The organism is Legionella moravica DSM 19234, from assembly GCF_000423305.1.
Lineage (GTDB): Bacteria > Pseudomonadota > Gammaproteobacteria > Legionellales > Legionellaceae > Legionella > Legionella moravica.
The window spans coordinates 140,359-159,717 of the sequence record NZ_KE384004.1; the positions used below are offsets into that span (position 1 = coordinate 140,359).

The following is a 19,359-nucleotide window of genomic DNA, read 5'->3' on the forward strand; positions in this document are numbered from 1 at the left end:
AAAACTGACTAATGATAATACCACCGTAATATAGGGGCTATTGGCAATTGCTCTATAACCCCCTCGTGGTGCAGCTTTGATCGCAAAATCAAGAATAACTGCGCAGATTAATTGGATCAACTATGTCTCAGCATCAGGTAACTGCCGTTAAATAAATCTAAGCCGAATTCTCGCAGCGAAGACCCTGACTCTTGGTCACAAATATAGAATCTTGGGGAAAAGTCAGATTTGCTTGCAGGTTGAGCGAAAACCATTATGATTGACTTTCTGAATACAGAAGATTTGTTCCATGCTTCCATAGAATAAGGCAATCGAATACACTGGGTTCATTTTCAGCCCAAACAGGATAATATTAATGCGTACACAGTACTTGTTTAGTCCTTTATCAGCACTGAAGACATACCTGATGCGCGATGCAGAAGCGACTAATCCGAAACAGGTATTCGGCTTCTTTATTCTGGGTTTCTCATTAATTTATATCTTGATCCCTTCTATTGGATACCAATCAGTATTACCAGACTCCGCACAAAACCTGAGTTGGGGACACTCTTGGTCATGGAGCTATAATCGCCATCCTCCTCTTGGCACCTGGCTTATCAATTTTATGAGTCTTCTCTTCGCCAATAATGAAGTGGCGACTTTTAGTGCAAGTGTTTTATGTTTATCGACGAGTTTGCTGTTTATATTCCTATTAACAAAACGCTATTTAGGCTCTCAAGATGCTGTTGTCGCATGCATGATGTCCTCCTTTTGCCTGTATTATCAAGCTAATTTCGTTCTTCAATTTAATCAAAACACCATCATGCTCCCTTTTTGGATCATGATCTGTTACTTTTTTGATCGCTGCATCCATACAAATCGAATACAAGACTGGATTTTTTTGGCGCTAGTCACAGCAGGATCAATACTGGCTAAATATGAATCCCTGCTCATCATTTTTATTACGCTGATCTATCTGCTAAGGCATTTTGAATATAAATTTTTATTCAAATTAGTGATGGCTATGGGACTCACACTATTGATACTCACACCGCATCTAATGTCTGTAGCCCAACATGGTTTTTTAACCCTGGAGTTTATTCATGGCAAAGTAAGTGAAGACCCAAGTTATTATACACTTCACCCTCATATGTCCTATCCCATCAAAGCGTTACGTGAACAACTAGGGCACATTGCGCCGGCACTGGCAATACTGATTCTGTTGATTAAAACCAAGCGAATACATCCCGCTCGTAATGAAAAACCCAAGGAGAAATGGAACTTTTTAGTTTATCTGGGAATTGCTCCTTTATGTTTGGTTATTCTAATCTCATTTATTGTTGGCCTGAAAATACAGCCTGAATGGGGTTTTCCATTCTTTTCATTCACAGTGCCAGCAATAATGTCCTATTTTCAATTAAAAAGCAGAACGGCGCTTCTAAAACCCCTGCTTTTTATGGCGTTATTAATACATTCAGGCAGTCTGGGAATCTATATGGCTGCCAACTATTGTTCCTCAAAATACACCCGAACCAATAATCCCAGTTATATGTTGGCCCAGGAAGCACAACGCTATTGGAATCACTTTACCAATAAGCCCTTGCGCTATGTAGCTGGCGATGAAAATTACGATTATTACCTTGCTGCCTACCTACCCAACAGGCCCAAATTGCTTGAAGCTTATTCATTTAGACTCAGTCCATGGCTTGATAAACGGGAATTAAAAAGGCAGGGATTGATGATGGTTATACAAGGATGTGACCCAATCAAAAATCATCAATTAAAAACACAGTTTTTAGCCCAGGATTTTAAGTGTGTTGAAATCCCCCTTAGCAATAAATACCGACAACAGTTTACAACAGTGACCTTAATGGTAGTACCTCCGTCCTATTCAAAGGATTGAATCATGATTCAATCCTCCAATGTACTGTTAAATTGTTGTCATAAGACAGTGAATTGGCGGATATGCCCCCTCATTTTTCTAGACGAACATTCCTTGGGCATATTGCTATGTACACGATAACTCAATGAAAATAATTGATTTTTTTAATAAAAAGTCTTTGCTATTGAAAAAAAATAAGTTATAACACTCTTACCTGGTTCATGGATTGACGAGGTGTTGATGTAGGGTCAGCCACTCCTTAAGGCAGTGCTGAATTAATTATTTTTTCATGGAGCGAGAAAATGAACAGTAAAGTGTTTTCACAACGCTTTAATCGCGAATTAGCTGCGCTGGGCTTTCCAGAAGAATTAACTGAAAAAACCAAAGCAGTTTCAAAAGTATTTGGAGTTACGCGCCATTTGGCAAACTCAATGATTTTTGGTCATGTACTTCCAAATAAGGAACAACTGGATAAAATCGCGGAAGTTCTGGAAGTATGCCCACAATGGCTAGGTGGAGCAACCGACCGGAAAAAAGCCTATCCAGGCCGTGAGACAGCAGATAGCGTGTAATAATTTTGAAATTATTGTATACTTAAGCTAATAATTGGCGTTTGCCTCAAATTGATTGTACTGCAAACGCCTTATCAATTTGTGGATCATCATAACCATGGAATGCTTAAGCTTTTGTGTTGCCAAATCGATTGACTTAGCGCGTTTAGACAGCCATTTTAAAAATTTATCGAATGAATACAACTCAACTAAAACTCGAGATGTGCTCAAACTGAATTCTCATACCCATAAACATCACACTGTGTTTATTTTTAAGAACGGTACAGTCGTTTCATGGGGCATTAAACGATATGAAATCAATAACTATCTGAACACGATTAAACTCCTGATCGATAAGCCTGTTGCGATATTAGTCCATGATGAATTTCATTATCAAATCGCCAACAAAACAGCAATCGAACCTCATGATTTCTTTGATGTGGACTGTTTAACGATGGAAGATGACAGCGATGAGCTGAAGCTCAGTTTGTCCTATGGTTTTTCTCAATCAGTAAAATTGCAATATTTTGAAACAATCATTGAAGCGCTGATTGATAAATACAATCCAATGATTCAAAGTTTGTCTCATAAAGGTGAAATGCCAATTAGCCGTAAACAAATCCAACAGGTCATTGGAGAAATTCTGGGGGCCAAGAGTGAGTTGAATCTAATCAGTAATTTCCTTTATCACCCCAAATACTTTTGGCAGCACCCCACTCTCGAAGAGCATTTCACCATGCTCGAGCGTTATTTGCATATCCAAAGAAGAGTTAATGCAATCAACCACCGACTGGATACGCTCAATGAGATTTTTGATATGTTCAATAATTATCTGGAAAACCGTCATGGGCATAACCTGGAAATCATTATTATTGTCTTAATCACAATAGAAATTGTCCTCGCTATATCAAATTTCCATTTTTAATTTGAACCGTTAAATCATCACTGATTATTTAGGCAACGAAATAATTTCTAACAACTTGTGCCAACAGCTTAATTCATAAAACCGCATCAGTTCAGTTGCAAATAACCCTCGTCTTTGTGTAGCATTATATTTTCCTACCAATCTATCTTCTGATGAACATTTTAAAATCCAATTTTTTGAATGGAACCACCCTTAGAACCGAGGTCCTGGCAGGAATGACAACCTTCCTTACCATGGTGTATATTGCCTTCGTTAATCCTGCAATTTTGCATGATGCGGGTATGGATCAGGGGGCTGTATTTACCGCGACCTGCTTGGTTACGGCTTTTGCCTGCGCCCTTACTGGATTGATTGCCAATACGCCCATTGGCGTTGCACCCGGTATGGCATTAAATATTTATTTTTCTTATAGCGTAGTCCAGGGGATGGGAATTGATTGGCAGCATGCGCTGGCCATGGTATTCATCTCAGGTCTATTGTTTCTGTTGGTCACCTTGACTGGCCTGCGTCGCCTGTTGATTGAAGCCATACCGTACAATTTACAAATTGCGATTTTAATTGGTATTAGTTTGTTAATTGCCTTAATTGCCTTACAAACCAATCATATTGTTATTGATGATCCCCACAGTTTAATGCGTCTTGGAAATCTCAACCATTCTGAAATCGGCTTGTTTTTCTTAGGCTTTTTACTGATATTAGCTCTTGATTATTACCGCATACCCGGCGCGATTATTATCAGTATTCTCAGTATCGCGGCATTGAGTCTGATGCTCGGATTAACTTCCTGGCAGGGTTTGGTTGCCTTACCGCCCTCTATGGAGCCCACTTTTTTAAAGCTTAATTTTTCTGGTCTTACCAGTATAACCGCATTAAAGGCTATCTTTACCTTTTTCCTCATTGCCATATTTGATGCAACAGGCACTTTAATCGGACTACTCAATCCTACCGTATTCAAACAGGAACACAATTATCCCAAACGTTTAAGTTACAGTTTAACTGCAGATGCCGCTGCATCCTCTTTAGCAGGACTTTTGGGTTCAGCAAGCACCTCTCCCTATATAGAATCAGCTACTGGAATTGAAGCGGGTGGAAGAACCGGTATGACCGCATTGGTTATCGCAGCTGGATTTATCTTGATGCTCTTCTTTTTTCCTCTAGCCAAAATGATTCCAAGTTTCGCTGTTGGTCCAGCCTTATTGTATGTAGCATGTTGCATGATGAAACATTTAACCGATATGAAATTACCCGATATTAGTGAAACCGCACCATGCATGCTAACCATCATGATGATTCCCTTCACTGGCTCCATTGCAAATGGTATTGGAGGAGGAATTATCCTTTACAGTATGCTCAAACTGTTAACCCGACAAAAGCAAAGTCCCTTGGTCATTATTTTAAGCCTGATTTTTGTGGTGTTTTTTGTCATTAGTTAATGGAGGGCTTCTTAACAGGGCAGCCGCTTAAAAAGCACAGCAATCATGACTTCATGAACAAAGAAGGGAAACAGTATGTTGGAACAAACATTAAGACATCATTATCAACGATTGTTAGTTGATCCTTTAGTCCGCCGTTTAAATACGCGAATAACACCATTATCGATGACCTGGTTATCCGGCTTCTTTGGTTTATTATTTATTCCGTGCCTATTATTGAATAAACCATTTTTAGCTATTGCCTGCCTCCTGGTATCAGGGTATCTGGATACTCTTGATGGCTCACTAGCCCGCTATCAAGGCAAATCAACTGATTTTGGCTCTGCAATGGATATTCTCATTGACCGAACCGTTGAATTTGCAGTGATTTTTGCATTTTATTTAGTGAATCCTGTCCAAAACGCCCTTGCCTCTATTTTGATGTTAGGCAGTATCCTGCTGTGCATTACCAGCTTTCTGGTTGTGGGGATATTTACCAACAACACCACACATAAAAGTTTTCACTACAGCCCGGGTTTAATGGAACGAGCAGAAGCATTCATTTTCTTTATTGTCATGACCTTATGCCCCGAATATTTTAATCCTTTAGCATGGCTGTTTTGTATTCTGGTTTGTATAACGGCATGGATACGCATGATGGAATTTAAAAAAAACAGCAACCCTGCTTGTTGATTTGTACTAAACTTAATTCAATGATGTGACATCACTCAGAAACATCAAGACAGGGAACCAACATGAAAGATCCCTTCATTCGTTCAGTTATTATCTGCCTCCTGCTACTCACAGCATCCATAGGCTTTGCCAAAACCGAACAGGCAATTTTTGCCGGAGGATGTTTCTGGTGCATGGAAGCTGATTTTGATCATCTTCCCGGGGTCATCTCAACAACCTCTGGTTATGATGGTGATACCATTAAAAACCCAACCTATGAACAGGTATCCGCTGGAGGGACTAACTACGCAGAATCAGTTCTGGTAGAATTCGACCCTAATAAACTCAGCTACAAACAACTCGTTGACTATTTTTTCAGACACATCGATCCAACAAACCAAAATGGTCAATTCTGTGATCAGGGGCATCAATACCGTAGCGCTGTTTTCTATTTAAATGAAGAACAAAAAACAGTGGCTGAAGCAATCAAAAAATCATTAATGCCTTCATTTCCCAATATCTATACTGAAATAGCTCCTTCGACACATTTTTATCCCGCGGAGGAATACCATCAAAATTATTATCAAAAAAACCCGATTCGCTATAAATATTATCGATACCGTTGCGGCAGGGATTCTCGAGTAGAAGAGGTATGGTCTCATGAATCCAATTAAATACGTTTTAGTAGCCTTCTTTTGTTTCATCAGTTTTCTGACTCAAGCAAATCCTACATTTGATAAGGAACAAAAACTGAAGCAACTCACTCCTTTGCAATATGAAGTGACCCAGGAAGGCGCGACTGAGCCACCATTCAAAAATGCGTATTGGGATAATGAGGCTGAAGGAATCTACGTCGATATTGTTTCAGGAGAACCCTTATTTAGCTCTACTGATAAATTTTCCTCTGGAACTGGCTGGCCAAGTTTTACCAAACCCATCGACATGCAATTTATTTCCTTGCATACCGGCAGACATTATCTATTTTTTACACGCACTGAAGTCAAATCAAAAATTGGTGACTCACACTTGGGGGATCTTTTTAATGACGGCCCTCAACCCACAGGGCTTCGATACTGCATTAATTCGGCTTCTTTAGAATTTATCCCCAAAGATCAAATGGCGCAAAGGGGTTATGGTGCTTATCTCAAACTTTTTTCTAAAAAATAAGCAATTCTCGGTAAAACGCGCTAATCTTAGCAATAATAAATATAAATAATAAACACCACTATGATTACCAACTTTAACCAACTTAATCAGCATCAACTCAAGGAACTCGAAGGGTTAATGGCCATTTGTAAAAAATCAGATGGAAGCATACCCAATACCTATACCCATATATTGAGCCAGGTTCGTACATTGCCAGCCAGCTTGCTTTATTATGAAAAGGAAGAGTTAATCGGATTTTTAAGTGCTTATTTCTTTTATGAAGATGCTGTTGAAATCGCACTTATGGTAAAACCCTCAGAACGCAAACGAGGAATAGCAAGGCAGCTCATAGAATCGATAATACCCATTATTGAATACCATGAATTTCAGCGATTGATTTTCTCAAGTCCTTCACATCTTAATGATCCATGGTTACTTGAAAAGGGATTTACTTACCTTCATAGTGAATATAACATGGAGCGGGAAGAGTTAAACCCTTTACTTGATACGAATAAATCGTTGACTTTTCGTAAAGCCGACATGAATGATATTCCTGTTTTATCAGCCATTGATAAAGTCTGCTTTCCCAAACATTACGTCGAATCGGTTGAGCGATTCCAGCATATAATCGAAGGAAGAGAATACCAAATCATCATTGCAATAAAAAATAACAAACCCATTGGGAAAGCCCATATTCGTTGGCAAGAAAATGGAGCCACTCTTTCCGATATCGCCATATTACCCGCATATCAAGGTAAAGGTTTAGGAACCTCTTTAATTACTTATTGCATCAATCAAGCATTAATCGAAGGTAAACCTCACCTTAATCTGGATGTTGAAACACATAATCTTAAAGCGCTTAACTTGTATTCAAGACTGGGTTTTCTTATCCAAAATGCCTGTGACTACTGGGAAATAAACTTAAAGCAATTACAAAAACTATGATTCGGCAGTATCTTCATAATGTTCAGATGATTAACACTACAGAACGTGGCAGCTTTAGATTAACGAACCTACCCGACCTCGTTCATAAACGCTGCTTCAAGTCCGCTGAAACTAATATTAATTAGAGCTTGACATTATTTAAACCTCACCTTTAGTATTGCTGATAGCTGCCTAAAGGAAGGCATCATATATTGAATAAAAAGGACCATTAATGAAAAAAAGGGTTGTGATCACTGGCATGGAAATTACTTCTTCCATTGGAACTGGAATTAATAAATTTTGGAATGCCGCAATCCAGGGTCTATGTGGGATCAAACGAATACAAGCCTATGATCCGTCCCCTTATACCACTCAAATTGCTGGGGAAATAACGGATTTATCACTGGATAATTTTCCAGAATTTAATAAAAGCAAACGCTATCCCAAAGCAGCTCAGTATGCCTTGTATTGTGCACATCATGCGATTGAACAGGCTGGGCTGACGGCAGAAGATCTTGCGTCTGCAGGAACGTACATCGGTACAAGCCTTGGTGGTCACCCTGAGTTGGAAGTAGGCTATAAGGCATTTTATACTGAAAGCTGGAAAAAAATCCCGCCTTTGAGTGTGATTCGAGGAATGCCAAACTCTGTTGCGAATCACGTAGCCATTGCTTTTGGTATTGGTGGACCCAACTCCACCATATCCAATGCCTGTGTTTCTTCCGGAGAAGCCATAGGCACTGCTTATCAACAAATATCCCAGGGAAACATTTCTACCGCGTTATGTGGTGGAACAGAGTCTCTGATTTGGGAATCAGTAATGGCTGGCTGGTGTAAACTGCGCGTCATGTCAACAAACAATGAAAACCCCTCTCAAGCCAGTCGTCCCTTCGATTTAAATCGAGATGGAATGGTCATGGCCGATGGTGCCGGCATACTAATTTTGGAAGAGCTCCAGCAAGCTAAAGCAAGAGGAGCAAAAATTCTCGGTGAAATCATTGGTTTTGGTGCCAGCTGCGATGCGTTTCACGTCACAGCACCTAATTCTCAAGGCCAATCCCGTGCAATCACTGCCGCATTAAATGATGCCAAATTATCTATAAATGACATCCATTACATCAATGCTCATGGCACCGGAACTCAGTTAAATGACAGTACAGAAACGGAGACCATAAAATCTGTTTTTGGAGCAAAGGCGTATGAAATCCCCATCACAGCTCAAAAAGCCATGACAGGGCATACAATAGGTGCCGCTGGCGCCATGGAAATTATAGCCACAACCTTGTGTTTGCAGAACGACATCCTGTTACCCACCATCAATTTAAACACCCCTGATCCTGCCTGCGATCTGGACTACGTACCCAATGTCTCTCGTCCCAAAGCGATTGAAATTGCTTTATCCAATCATTTTGCTTTTGGTGGTGCAAACGCAGCATTAGTACTGCGCAAATACAGAGGCTGACCATCACCGGTGTTCTTTCGCTCATTGAAAGAACACTAGGTAAACAAATAACTTAAGCTAAACAATAATTCATTGGTATAAAGATGAGATAATCGCGGTCCTTTGGAAATCGTATTGCCATCATCCCCCAAATAACTTTTACCCCAATCTCCCCATTCATATCCAACGGCAACCTGCCAATTAGGATTAAGCATTAACTGCACCCCTGCGCCCAGAGTATAAGAAAAGGCGATGGTTGTGCTATCAGCAAACCAGGGCGATGGGTATAAATAAGGGTTGACTGATAATGAGTTGAATCCATGTGAATTATTAAATCCAGCTCCAAAACTGCCGCTAATATAAGGCTGTACAGGCTGAACCAAATTTCCGATGAGCCTGCCCTTCATCTCAACCCGAACGTGATTGACTTTATACTGAAATGAATAAAAATCAGGAACCCCGTCAACATTGACTGTACCGGTCACTTTGGCATCACTGGCTCCAGCCACACCCAATCCCAATTCCCCCAGGATATTAGGTCGAACCATACGCTGCAATCCAAAGAAAATTTCTGCATTTCCCATCACACCGGTCTTCGAATTGTAGGCATAGTAATCAAAATGCGGAATCGGTTCAGGATACAGATATTGATTTTGCCCGGGAGAAGCCCAGGAAGCACCGCCACTTAAGGTAATTATCGACGACCAAAGTACAGGTATTTCTTCTTGATAAACCAATTCTGCGGCAGAAACACTCATTGAAAAAGAAGCCCCTAACCCAGCGATCATTATTCTTTTTAACATATCCCATCCTTTTGATTTCACATGAGTCTGACCAATAAACTCAGAAAATGAACCATTGAATTAACTGCTCATTACCTTTTTTTATACCTTATTTAAGTTTTTTTTTCTATTGAAATATTAGGGTCTGTTGACAATTCAACTTTCGACGTCCCGCGACTTGTTCACGGGATCCAATTCAATCTTTATAGGCGCAATATATTCTTGTTTTGAGCAAGATCTATTGATTCCGCGAACAAGTCGCGGAAAGTAGACTTGAAAATAATGAAATGTCAACAGCCCCTAAGGTCTGTTGACAATTCCGATATCGATGTTCCCCGCCTGTTCCTAAACGATCCTCACTTTTTATAGATCATCCTCGCGAAAGCGAATTAACAACCCACATCTGCATATGACAAAACAATGAAACCGTACTGATTTATCTCCGTATTCGCTCGAAAATGGGGAATAAGGGGTATATAATCGATCTATTTTGCAGAATAAAAAGGTTAATGAATGAATACCTCACTTTGTGATATAGCAAATCTGGTTCATGGAGTTGTAGTAGGTGATGACTCTATTTTAATATCCTCATTATCCCCTATAGATAATATTACTCCCGGCTCATTAGTTTTTGCCGAGGGTGAAGGCAATATTGAATTGGCAGAACAATCTGAAGCAGCCGCCATATTAGTGGGTCAATCAACAATAAAATCCAACAAACCCTTGATACAGGTTCAACATCCTTTCAAGGCCTTTATTAAATTACTCAATCATTTTAATCCTCCTAAAAAAGCAACTGCAGGCATTCATCCAACTGCGGTTATAGGTGAAGGCGTTCAACTGGGTGAAGGCGTGTCTATCGGTCCTTACGTCGTGATTGAATCGGGAAGCACAATAGGGAACAACTGCATCCTTAAAAGTCACATACACATTGGCCATGACGTCGTAATGGGGGATAACACCACCATACACGCTCATGTAACGGTATACGATAATACTCAGATAGGGTCAGGGGTAACGATTCACGCATCAACTGTTATTGGTTCGGATGGATTTGGCTATACTTTTGTCGACGGACAACATCTTAAAGTACCTCATTTAGGCCGGGTAATTATTGAAAACGATGTCGAAATTGGTGCCAATACCGCTGTCGACAGAGCCACAATGGGGGCAACCGTGATTGGTCAGGGGACTAAAATTGACAACCTGGTTCAAGTTGCACACTCGGTTAAATTGGGCAAAAACAATATTTTATGCGGCTTTACCGGGATTGCCGGAAGCACGACAACAGGCAATAACGTGATTTTTGCCGCGAATGTCGGTGTCAGTGATCATGTTCGTATCGACGATGGTGTTATTCTTGGTGCTCGCACAGGAGTCCCACCCAATAAACATTTAAAAGAGGGAACCATATATTTAGGCAATCCCGCACGCCCAAAAGATTTGGCAATAAAACACGAACTGTCGGTCAATCGCATCCCGTTAATGCGCAAAAATATAAAAACTTTGACCGAACAGGTTGCATCCCTAAATAAGCGTTTAGCCACACAAGAGGCGGAATAAATATGAAAGCCCCGTTAATACTGGTTGATGGATCATCTTATTTTTTTCGTGCATTTCATGCCCTCCCTCCCTTAACCAATTCAAAAGGGCAACCCACTGGAGCAGTCTACGGGGTTGCCAACATGATAAAAAAACTGATAAAGGACTACCAACCTGAAGAACTGGCGGTGGTTTTTGATGCAAAAGGAAAAACATTTCGAGATGAGTGGTATCCTGAATATAAAGCGCACAGACCGCCCATGCCTGTAGAACTCAGTTCTCAATTCCAACCCTTAATCCAGCTTTTGCAGGCTATGGGTCTGCCCTTGCTCATAATCGATGGTGTTGAAGCAGATGATGTTATTGGCACATTAGCCCGTCAGGCAACAGAACTTGGTTTGCCGGTGGTCATATCGACTGGAGACAAGGATATGGCTCAATTAGTCAACCAGCATGTTTCCTTGATCAATACCATGAGCAATTACAGTATGGATGAAGCGGGGGTTCGAGAAAAATTTGGCGTAGCACCGGAGCAAATCATTGATTACCTGACGCTTGTTGGTGATTCGGTTGATAACGTGCCCGGAGTGACCAAGTGCGGCCCTAAAACCGCAGTCAAATGGTTGGATGAATACAAAACTCTGGATAACCTGATTCAACATGCAGATGACATTGGCGGTAAAATTGGCGAACATCTACGCGCCTGCATCCCTCAACTGGCCTTATCCAAAAAACTGGTCACCATAAAAACAGATCTGGATCTTCCTTTAACCCTGAATGATTTAAAACCAAAGCCAGCAGACAAAGAACAATTAATCGACCTGACTCGTGAATTGGAATTCAAGAACTGGCTTAAAGAATTATTAGGACAGGAAGAAAATCAACACGTTCAAACGGATGAATCGAATGCGTCCTATCAATCCTATGAAATCATTACAACCAATCAACAATTAAACCACTGGTTAAATCAATTGGAACAAAGTTCCATTTTTTCTGTTGATACTGAAACGACCAGCCTTGACTTCATGGAAGCAGAAATTGTTGGGATCTCAATGGCCATTGAGGAAGGCAAAGGGATGTACATCCCTTTAATACATACAGATGGCAGTCCTCAACTGAATCGGGAAGAAGTTTTAACCGCTTTAAAACCCATACTGGAACATCCTGATATAAAAAAAATTGGCCAGAATATAAAGTACGATTATGAAGTGTTTAAGAACCATGGCATAACCTTAAAAGGAATAGCCTACGACACCATGTTAGAGTCCTATGTACTCAACAGCAGTGCTGGACGTCATGACATGGACACATTAGCATTAAAATATTTAGGCGTTAAAACCATCAGTTTTGAGGAAATTGCCGGAAAAGGCGCGAAACAACTCAGATTTGACCAGATACCTGTAGCCAAGGCAGGGATCTATGCCGCAGAAGACGCCGACATCACCTTACAGCTTCACCATAAATTATATCCTATGATGGATGAACCATTGCGCGAAGTATTTCAGACTATTGAAATGCCCTTACTCACCGTGCTTGCTGATATGGAGCGTTATGGTGTATTAATCGACTCCAGAACCCTGAACGATCATGGCAAACGATTGAAAGAGCGCATTGGAGAGTTGGAAAACGAAGCGCTTCAATTGGCTGGAAGACCATTCAATCTCAATTCCCCAAAGCAATTACAGGAGATTTTATTCGATGAACTGAAACTACCGGTTCTATCAAAAACACCGACTGGTCAACCATCCACGGCGGAATCTGTTTTACAGGAACTGGCTTATGACTTCAGACTTGCCGCGGTCATATTGGAGTATCGCAGCTTAAGCAAATTAGTTTCGACCTATATAGATGCCTTGCCCAAAAAAATAAATCCCAACACTCATCGAGTTCATACTTCATACAATCAGGCAGTAGCGGCAACTGGACGCTTGTCCTCAAGCGAACCCAATTTGCAAAATATACCAATACGAAGTGAAGAAGGCAGATTAATTCGAACGGCATTTATTGCCCCTCCCGGCTGTGTCATTCTTGCTGCTGATTATTCTCAAATTGAATTAAGGATTATGGCGCACCTGTCTCAAGATACCAATTTACTGAAGGCTTTTGCCAATGGATGGGACATACATGCCGCCACAGCCAGTGAGATTTTTCAAACCCCTCTCGATCAGGTCACATCGGAACAAAGAAGAAAATCCAAAGCGGTTAATTTTGGTTTGATTTATGGTATGTCGGCTTTTGGCCTGGCCAAACAACTGGGCGTAGAACGTCAGGACGCTCAACATTACATTGATACCTATTTTAAAAGATATCCCGGTGTACTCGACTATATGGAACGTACTCGAAAGCAAGCGCATCAACTGGGTTATGTAGAAACGTTATTTGGAAGAAGGCTGTACTTGCCTGAAATTAATGCCCGAAATATGATGCGTCAAAAGGCTGCAGAGCGCATGGCAATCAATGCTCCCATGCAAGGTACAGCCGCAGACATCATAAAAAAAACCATGCTTGCCGTAGCAAAGTGGCAAAATTCGCAAATCAATCCTCCAGCCCGCATGATCATGCAGGTACATGATGAACTGGTTTTCGAAGTACGTCATGAAGAAGTCGAGTCATGTACTAAAAAAATCCATGATCTCATGGAACATACGGTTGAGCTGTCTGTTCCCTTACTGGTTTCTATTGGAACAGGCGCAAATTGGGATGATGCTCATTAACAGGTTGTGCAAAAGACGAAATGACCAGGCTTTCCGGTTAGGATAGCCATGCCAATGGGTAACTGCCAGTCTTTTGGAATGCTCCTGGCAACAAGACAAAACAGCCAGCCAGGAATAAAGACATTCCTGGCTGGCTTTTATTAAGAGAGGCGAGTGCGCTTGAGCGCTTGATCCTGGTCTGCATCCTGTTCTTCGCAATCTTCATCAGGACGATCGCGCTTCGCTCTGTCGTCGCTCACAGGCACTGAGGAAGAAGCGGTTCCACTGGTTGCAGCGAAGAAACCGGAGGTCGATGCCGTTGCGGTGGCTGATATTTTTTGAGATTCGAGAAGCCGTGGAAAATCGACAAGTGACCACAGTCGAGTGACATGATAGGCGGCACTTTCTTTAAGCGCAATACGCTCTTTCAGATACGCCACATGGACTGGCTTCCATTCCATTTTATATTTTTCAGACAGTTTCTCTATAAACGCATTGAATTCCTGCTCAGAAATGTCCAGTCCACGAAGAAGTTCGCTCTGCTGCTCATTTAATGCGACCATATCGACCAGCACTTGCTTTATATCACCAAGTTGCTTCAGGTTATCAGGGGTGATTCGGGAAGCAAAATACCCTCGTGCGAACTCACGAAGTTCTTCATCAAGAAGTTCTGTTCCAAGTGCACGCAACAGAGGATGGCCAATAATCGAATGAAAAAGACGACGCAGGCACCCTGAAAAACAACTTGGATTATCGCCTTCCAGATCATCGTAATACTCCATAACCTCTCTACCATCAAGGCGTTTTGCAGGACGTATTTTATCCCAGTTATGGGCGCGATTGATGAGGGCAAGCATAGCGATAAAATGTTTGATCCGCCCTTTAAGAGTATGCCCCTGGGTTGGCTCCGCCTTTTCGTCGGTTGCCGCAGCCCAAAGAAGTACAATCTCTTTGCTGTATCCCTCAAATGGCGCATAACCCAATCCCGTTTCCGGTTTCCCCTCAGCAAAGGACGCATTAACCGCCATCCATGGGTTGGGTTTCAGTATCCAGCGCAGCGCAGTATGCACATCATGTACGTAATAAGCCCTCAATGCACTGGCGCGCGCTTCCCCGCTGAGGCCAAGCTGCTGAAACGCCTCCCAGGTCAGGGGCAGGACGAGGTCCTTTCCATGAAGAGTGATGCGAGCCGGTTTGGCTTCATAACGTTTGCGTAGATAGTCACGTAGCTCTTCCATTAAATGGTCTGTGCTGAGGAAAGCCGTATGCGCATAATGTTCTTTAAGACGAGAGAAGCGAAGTTGCTCCAACGGTGATAAAGCACGTAAAGACGATTCCCTATCCTCTACTATGGTTCGGATGTCCACATCACCGGTAACGTCATCGGCATAATAATTATGGGCTTGCGCCAGATCATGCACCTGCGGTATTGCCATGAGCAGTTGAATCGCCCCCTGGTTTTGGTGACGAATTGCTGCACGCAGGAGTGCGTTTTCCTCATTGAGAAGCACCGTATGTGCCTGGGCACGTACGCTGGGTAGATGCAGTAAAAAGTGCAAAAGCTGTTGCGATGAGGGATTGTTATGTCGAGTAAATCCTATTGCCGCACGCAGAGCAAAAGCGGTATTCGCCTCATCCAACGTAAAGACTGAGTCTGGATTACTCTCGGTAAAGGCTCTTGCTTCAGCTCGCCATACCTCACAGCGCTCGTACAAAAATACCGGCAATACATCACCACACTCCGCCTGGTGCAAGAGCGCCCAATCTATAAATGTCGGGTAGTGCAGAAGATGCCACAGTGTATCGGGATGTTTTTTGGCGCATCGGGTGAGGCGAAATTCACTAAAAGACTCGGTGTTGAATACCACCTGAAAATCATCAATTCCGCAAAGGCATCGAAGTACAGTATTCAAAAACTCTGGAGTCATCGAGCGTTCCAGGTGCCGCAAAATTGATGTATTGCCAACTGCCGCAGCATCAATGCAGATATCGGCGATAACCCGGTCAGGAATCTGAGGAGATCCCAGTTGCTTTAATCGTCTCTCCACATAAGGACCGACGTCGGGATGTCGCATTGCCAAAACATACAATCGATAATTATTAGACACAATTGCGGCACAAATTTGTTCAGGAGGCATGTAGGACTCAAGGTAAGGCAAGACATCAACCCGCCACTTATCAAGAGCCTTTCTGTATGCTTCATAATCATTCGACTGCAGTGCTGCCGCCATGAAATCCGAAGGCATTAGTGCAAACAGATGCTGAAGAGTTTCGGTATGACCATTGGAGGCAATTTCTTTGAATAAACGATAATTATTCTTTTGAAGCATCCACTTCATTTCATCAAGTGATATGAAGCCCTCAAGGAGATCCTGGATTTCCAGGTTATTGCCGCGAAGAGCATATTCCCATTCCTCAAGACGGTTATTCCGGATCACCTGATTTATTTCTTCAGGGGTCATAAACCTTTTAATGTACTCGCTGATTTCATTATTTCTTAATAAAACAGTTCGGGCCGATGCATAACCATGGGATTGAATTATATTCCTAATTTCTTCATGCGATAGAAAGTGTTCTTCAAAGTACTTCACAATATCAATAAAGCCACGATATATGGCATAGCTGTACTTTTCGTAGTTATTTATTCGAAGCACTTGCTGAATTTCTGCTTTATCCAGATATTGCTCTATGTGCCTGAGGTTCGAAAGGCAACCAGAACCTATCGCATAATGATAAACGTTATAATCTTGCGCCCTTAACTTCTGCTTGATTTCATCAACAGTCATAAAAGTTTCGAGGTACTCTGTAATGGCAAGGTTTGAACCACTCAAGACCTCTTGGTATGCTGACCAGGAGTCTGCACTTACAATACTGTAGATTTGTACCTTGGACAGACGAGACTCCAAGTGTTTGAGTATATCGAGATTGTCCGTCAAGGCATAGGGGTTAAAATCACTGTATTGACAGGCCTCGAATACTTGTTCAGACGTCATCCGGGATTCGAGGTACTGCACCATCTCCATATGACCGTTTCTAATGGCCTGAATATACGGCGTGCAGCCATCGCCTTCATAGTTAGACATTGAGCGCGCATCAGCTATTTGTTCCTCAGTCATACAACGTTCCAGATACAGCAGGAACGCCATATCACCCTGTTCTGCAGCCTTGCCATAGATTTCGAAATCATTGACACTCAGTGCTTCTCTCCAGATAAAGTCTTCTAATCCTGTTTGCAACTGCTCGAGGGTCGGAACATCGCCTCTTTCGGCCGCAGCTCGCACCACCTCATATTGATTTGCTCGTAATGCGGCAGGCTTGCGTCCGGAGAGCATTCGTGACTCCAGGTACTGCATGGCAGCGACATGGCCGTTTATAGCAGCTTGGCGGTATGCCTGATAGTAACCGGCGACAACTGCAGCAGTTCGTTGTTTTTCCGTCATGTGCGACTCAAGATACTGCAGAATCTCAACACATCCCTGTGCGGCAGCCTCTTGATAGGCCTCAAAGTGATTTTCCCGAATCGCAGTATTGATGTCTTCTGGACTCATTCGGCGTTCCAGGTACCGCAAGGTATCCGCATGTCCATTGGCAGCCGCCTTTCGGTACGCCTCAAATCGGTTGGTCTGAACCATGGCCATGATGTGCTCTTCCGTCATCCATCGCTCGGCATATTCCAGGGTAGCGGTATGACCGTTTGCCGCGGCCTTTAGCAGAGCGCCAAAGTCATCCGCTGCAAGCGCTGCGTTCCTGTACTCCGGTAACATCAGGGTATCCAGATGTATTATTATCTCCGTATGCCCGTTTGATAACGCCTCTCTGAATGCCCGAGAATTCTGAACCAGTACAGCCGCACGTCGGTTAATAGGATTGGAGTTATTTTCAAGATAGTGCAAAAAAGCCATTTGACCATTTGCTGCTGCTTGGATGTACACAGCAAAATCATCGGCTTCAATCGCATTCCACCACTGCGCAGGTGTTAAGCGCTGTGCCAGAAATTGCATGAACGATAGAGTACCGTATTGTGCAGCAGTAACGCATCCACTAATCCAAAAGCGTTGCAGAGCTTTAGGAGCCATTTTGACATCAGGGTGCGTGATATAACGCTCCAGAAGATCTATACGTCCCATAACCAACAGCGCCTTGAGCACATCATGCAAATGGTTCCTATTAACCTTCAAGAGCACAGATAACAATTCTTCAGAAGAAGCCTCCTGATGCCCCAAGAACATGCACAACAAAGCTTTATAAGGTTTGTACCAACGATTCACACGCTGCCAAAAGGTGTCGAAATCCAAATCCATGAACGCGAGTTCCTGAGCAACCGCTTGATAATCAAATTCATGTTTCCATATCGTCCAGGGAATACGGCGAGCGATGGGGTGTGCGGCGTGTTGCGATGGGGTTTTTAAAGAGTTCATACTGGATCAACTAACCTCTTTGAGGTGAAAAATTGAACATTATAGATTAATTTAGTTCATTTGACAATAATGAATCACGAACACCCAACCTTCCAATTAGCCTTAAATTTTTCTTGACGAAATGCTAAATCTTTAATTTCAAGTGTTATCGAAATCTCGCAAAAATGTCCTTCTCCCTCAGGGAGAAGGTGCCAACGGCGGATGAGGGGATCTTAAAACGATTAAAATTATCTATTAAAATACTGAGTCCAACCAAAAATGAATTCAATGCATGGGATTAATTGGTAATACAAAAAGCCTACGCAAAAACAGCATCTGCATGGACATTAAAATATGGAACTCACCTGGGCACAACGAGTTCAAGGATTTAAATTCAGAAGACAATGCCCTATTGGTACCTATATTGTAGATTTCATTTGTATCGAAAAAAAATTAGGGGCTGTTGACCTTTCATTATGTTCAAGCCTACTTTCCGCGACTTGTTCGCGGAATCGATAGATCTTGCGCAAAACAAGAATATATTGCGCCTATAAAGAGTGAATTGTCAACAGACCCTAATTATTGAGATAGATGGTGGTCAGCAGAATGAGTGCAGGCAAAATGAATACGATAATAGAAGGACTAACTCTCTTAATAATTCAGGCTATGAAATTTTAAGGTTATTGGAATAATGAAGTACAGCAACAATTTAATTTAGTAATGGATGTTATTTATAAGTATTTAATGAATGATGTGTGATCCCCTCATCCGCCGTTGGCACCTTCTCCCTGAGGGAGAAGGACATTTTAGCGAGATTTCGATAACATTTGGAATTATCAATTTAGCATTTCGTCAAGAAAAACTTAAGGCTAATTGGAAGCACCCAACAGCGTGCTGAAAAAATGCAAAAAGCTCAAAAACCCCAACCAGGAATGCAGGCATTCCTGGCTGGCGGTTATTAAGAGAGACGAGAGCGCTTGAGCGCTTGATCCTGGTCTGAATCCTGTTCTTCG

General features: G+C 42.1%; 15 protein-coding genes. 13 read left to right on the top strand and 2 right to left on the bottom strand.

What is annotated here, in order from left to right; all coding sequences use genetic code 11:
* The first annotated feature begins 355 nt into the window (after positions 1-355).
* The 9 genes from G543_RS0116230 to G543_RS0116270 all read left to right on the top strand — a co-directional run bounded on the left by G543_RS0116230 (position 356) and on the right by G543_RS0116270 (position 8,953).
* On the top strand, positions 356-1,882 hold the full coding sequence (locus tag G543_RS0116230; protein WP_028385466.1) for a glycosyltransferase family 39 protein: 1,527 nt from the start codon (positions 356-358) through the stop codon (positions 1,880-1,882).
* A 281-nt stretch (positions 1,883-2,163) separates the two neighbouring features.
* Entirely contained in the window at positions 2,164-2,433 is a 270-nt protein-coding gene (locus G543_RS0116235; RefSeq protein WP_028385467.1) for a hypothetical protein, read from the top strand.
* Between the two features lie 97 nt (positions 2,434-2,530).
* Positions 2,531-3,337 carry an RMD1 family protein gene (locus G543_RS0116240; protein WP_028385468.1) on the top strand — a complete coding sequence of 269 codons (807 nt, stop codon included), beginning with the start codon at positions 2,531-2,533 and terminating at the stop codon, positions 3,335-3,337.
* Positions 3,338-3,489: 152 nt separating this feature from the next.
* Positions 3,490-4,770, top strand: a complete 1,281-nt coding sequence (locus G543_RS0116245; protein ID WP_028385469.1) for an NCS2 family permease — start codon at positions 3,490-3,492, stop codon at positions 4,768-4,770.
* 75 nt (positions 4,771-4,845) lie between these two features.
* A complete protein-coding gene (locus G543_RS0116250) occupies positions 4,846-5,442 on the top strand; it encodes a CDP-alcohol phosphatidyltransferase family protein (protein WP_028385470.1) in 597 nt (198 codons plus the stop codon).
* 62 nt (positions 5,443-5,504) lie between these two features.
* Positions 5,505-6,095, top strand: a complete 591-nt coding sequence (gene msrA, locus G543_RS0116255) for a peptide-methionine (S)-S-oxide reductase MsrA (RefSeq protein ID WP_035922590.1) — start codon at positions 5,505-5,507, stop codon at positions 6,093-6,095.
* Positions 6,082-6,588, top strand: a complete 507-nt coding sequence (msrB, locus tag G543_RS0116260; protein WP_028385472.1) for a peptide-methionine (R)-S-oxide reductase MsrB — start codon at positions 6,082-6,084, stop codon at positions 6,586-6,588. The genes msrA and msrB overlap by 14 nt, the downstream gene beginning before the upstream one ends.
* Before the next feature lie 60 nt (positions 6,589-6,648).
* On the top strand, positions 6,649-7,512 hold the full coding sequence (locus G543_RS0116265; protein ID WP_028385473.1) for a GNAT family N-acetyltransferase: 864 nt from the start codon (positions 6,649-6,651) through the stop codon (positions 7,510-7,512).
* Between the two features lie 211 nt (positions 7,513-7,723).
* A complete protein-coding gene (locus G543_RS0116270) occupies positions 7,724-8,953 on the top strand; it encodes a beta-ketoacyl-[acyl-carrier-protein] synthase family protein (protein ID WP_028385474.1) in 1,230 nt (409 codons plus the stop codon).
* Between the two features lie 35 nt (positions 8,954-8,988).
* Here the strand turns inward: G543_RS0116270 and G543_RS0116275 are convergent, their stop codons facing one another.
* Positions 8,989-9,735: an outer membrane protein gene (locus G543_RS0116275; protein WP_028385475.1), complete on the bottom strand. Its 747-nt coding sequence runs from the start codon at positions 9,733-9,735 to the stop codon at positions 8,989-8,991.
* Between the two features lie 492 nt (positions 9,736-10,227).
* Between G543_RS0116275 and lpxD the strand changes: the two genes are divergently transcribed.
* Together lpxD and polA are read left to right on the top strand one after the other, a co-directional pair.
* Positions 10,228-11,277 (top strand): UDP-3-O-(3-hydroxymyristoyl)glucosamine N-acyltransferase, encoded by a 1,050-nt coding sequence (gene lpxD, locus G543_RS0116280; protein ID WP_028385476.1) that lies wholly within the window; start codon positions 10,228-10,230, stop codon positions 11,275-11,277.
* Between the two features lie 2 nt (positions 11,278-11,279).
* The gene (gene polA / locus G543_RS0116285; RefSeq protein ID WP_028385477.1) at positions 11,280-13,970 is read left to right on the top strand and encodes a DNA polymerase I; all 2,691 of its coding nucleotides are present in this window, start codon (positions 11,280-11,282) and stop codon (positions 13,968-13,970) included.
* Between the two features lie 140 nt (positions 13,971-14,110).
* On the opposite strand, the gene G543_RS0116290 is transcribed toward polA, so the two are convergent.
* Positions 14,111-18,367 carry a sel1 repeat family protein gene (locus G543_RS0116290; RefSeq protein WP_028385478.1) on the bottom strand — a complete coding sequence of 1,419 codons (4,257 nt, stop codon included), beginning with the start codon at positions 18,365-18,367 and terminating at the stop codon, positions 14,111-14,113.
* Between the two features lie 333 nt (positions 18,368-18,700).
* Between G543_RS0116290 and G543_RS18835 the strand changes: the two genes are divergently transcribed.
* Together G543_RS18835 and G543_RS19595 are read left to right on the top strand one after the other, a co-directional pair.
* Positions 18,701-18,865 (top strand): DUF559 domain-containing protein, encoded by a 165-nt coding sequence (locus G543_RS18835; protein WP_081675701.1) that lies wholly within the window; start codon positions 18,701-18,703, stop codon positions 18,863-18,865.
* A 38-nt stretch (positions 18,866-18,903) separates the two neighbouring features.
* Positions 18,904-19,038, top strand: a complete 135-nt coding sequence (locus G543_RS19595) for a DUF559 domain-containing protein (RefSeq protein ID WP_082650303.1) — start codon at positions 18,904-18,906, stop codon at positions 19,036-19,038.
* Positions 19,039-19,359 lie beyond the last annotated feature (321 nt).

Coding starts and splice junctions, on each gene's coding strand:
- msrA (WP_035922590.1), top strand. CDS start 5,505: ATGAAAGATCCCTTCATTCGTTCAGTTATTATCTGCCTCCTGCTACTC.
- G543_RS0116230 (WP_028385466.1), top strand. CDS start 356: ATGCGTACACAGTACTTGTTTAGTCCTTTATCAGCACTGAAGACATAC.
- G543_RS0116275 (WP_028385475.1), bottom strand. CDS start 9,735: ATGTTAAAAAGAATAATGATCGCTGGGTTAGGGGCTTCTTTTTCAATG.
- G543_RS0116265 (WP_028385473.1), top strand. CDS start 6,649: ATGATTACCAACTTTAACCAACTTAATCAGCATCAACTCAAGGAACTC.
- lpxD (WP_028385476.1), top strand. CDS start 10,228: ATGAATACCTCACTTTGTGATATAGCAAATCTGGTTCATGGAGTTGTA.
- G543_RS18835 (WP_081675701.1), top strand. CDS start 18,701: ATGGAACTCACCTGGGCACAACGAGTTCAAGGATTTAAATTCAGAAGA.
- G543_RS0116240 (WP_028385468.1), top strand. CDS start 2,531: ATGGAATGCTTAAGCTTTTGTGTTGCCAAATCGATTGACTTAGCGCGT.
- G543_RS0116290 (WP_028385478.1), bottom strand. CDS start 18,367: ATGAACTCTTTAAAAACCCCATCGCAACACGCCGCACACCCCATCGCT.
- G543_RS0116270 (WP_028385474.1), top strand. CDS start 7,724: ATGAAAAAAAGGGTTGTGATCACTGGCATGGAAATTACTTCTTCCATT.
- G543_RS0116250 (WP_028385470.1), top strand. CDS start 4,846: ATGTTGGAACAAACATTAAGACATCATTATCAACGATTGTTAGTTGAT.
- G543_RS0116235 (WP_028385467.1), top strand. CDS start 2,164: ATGAACAGTAAAGTGTTTTCACAACGCTTTAATCGCGAATTAGCTGCG.
- msrB (WP_028385472.1), top strand. CDS start 6,082: ATGAATCCAATTAAATACGTTTTAGTAGCCTTCTTTTGTTTCATCAGT.
- polA (WP_028385477.1), top strand. CDS start 11,280: ATGAAAGCCCCGTTAATACTGGTTGATGGATCATCTTATTTTTTTCGT.
- G543_RS0116245 (WP_028385469.1), top strand. CDS start 3,490: ATGAACATTTTAAAATCCAATTTTTTGAATGGAACCACCCTTAGAACC.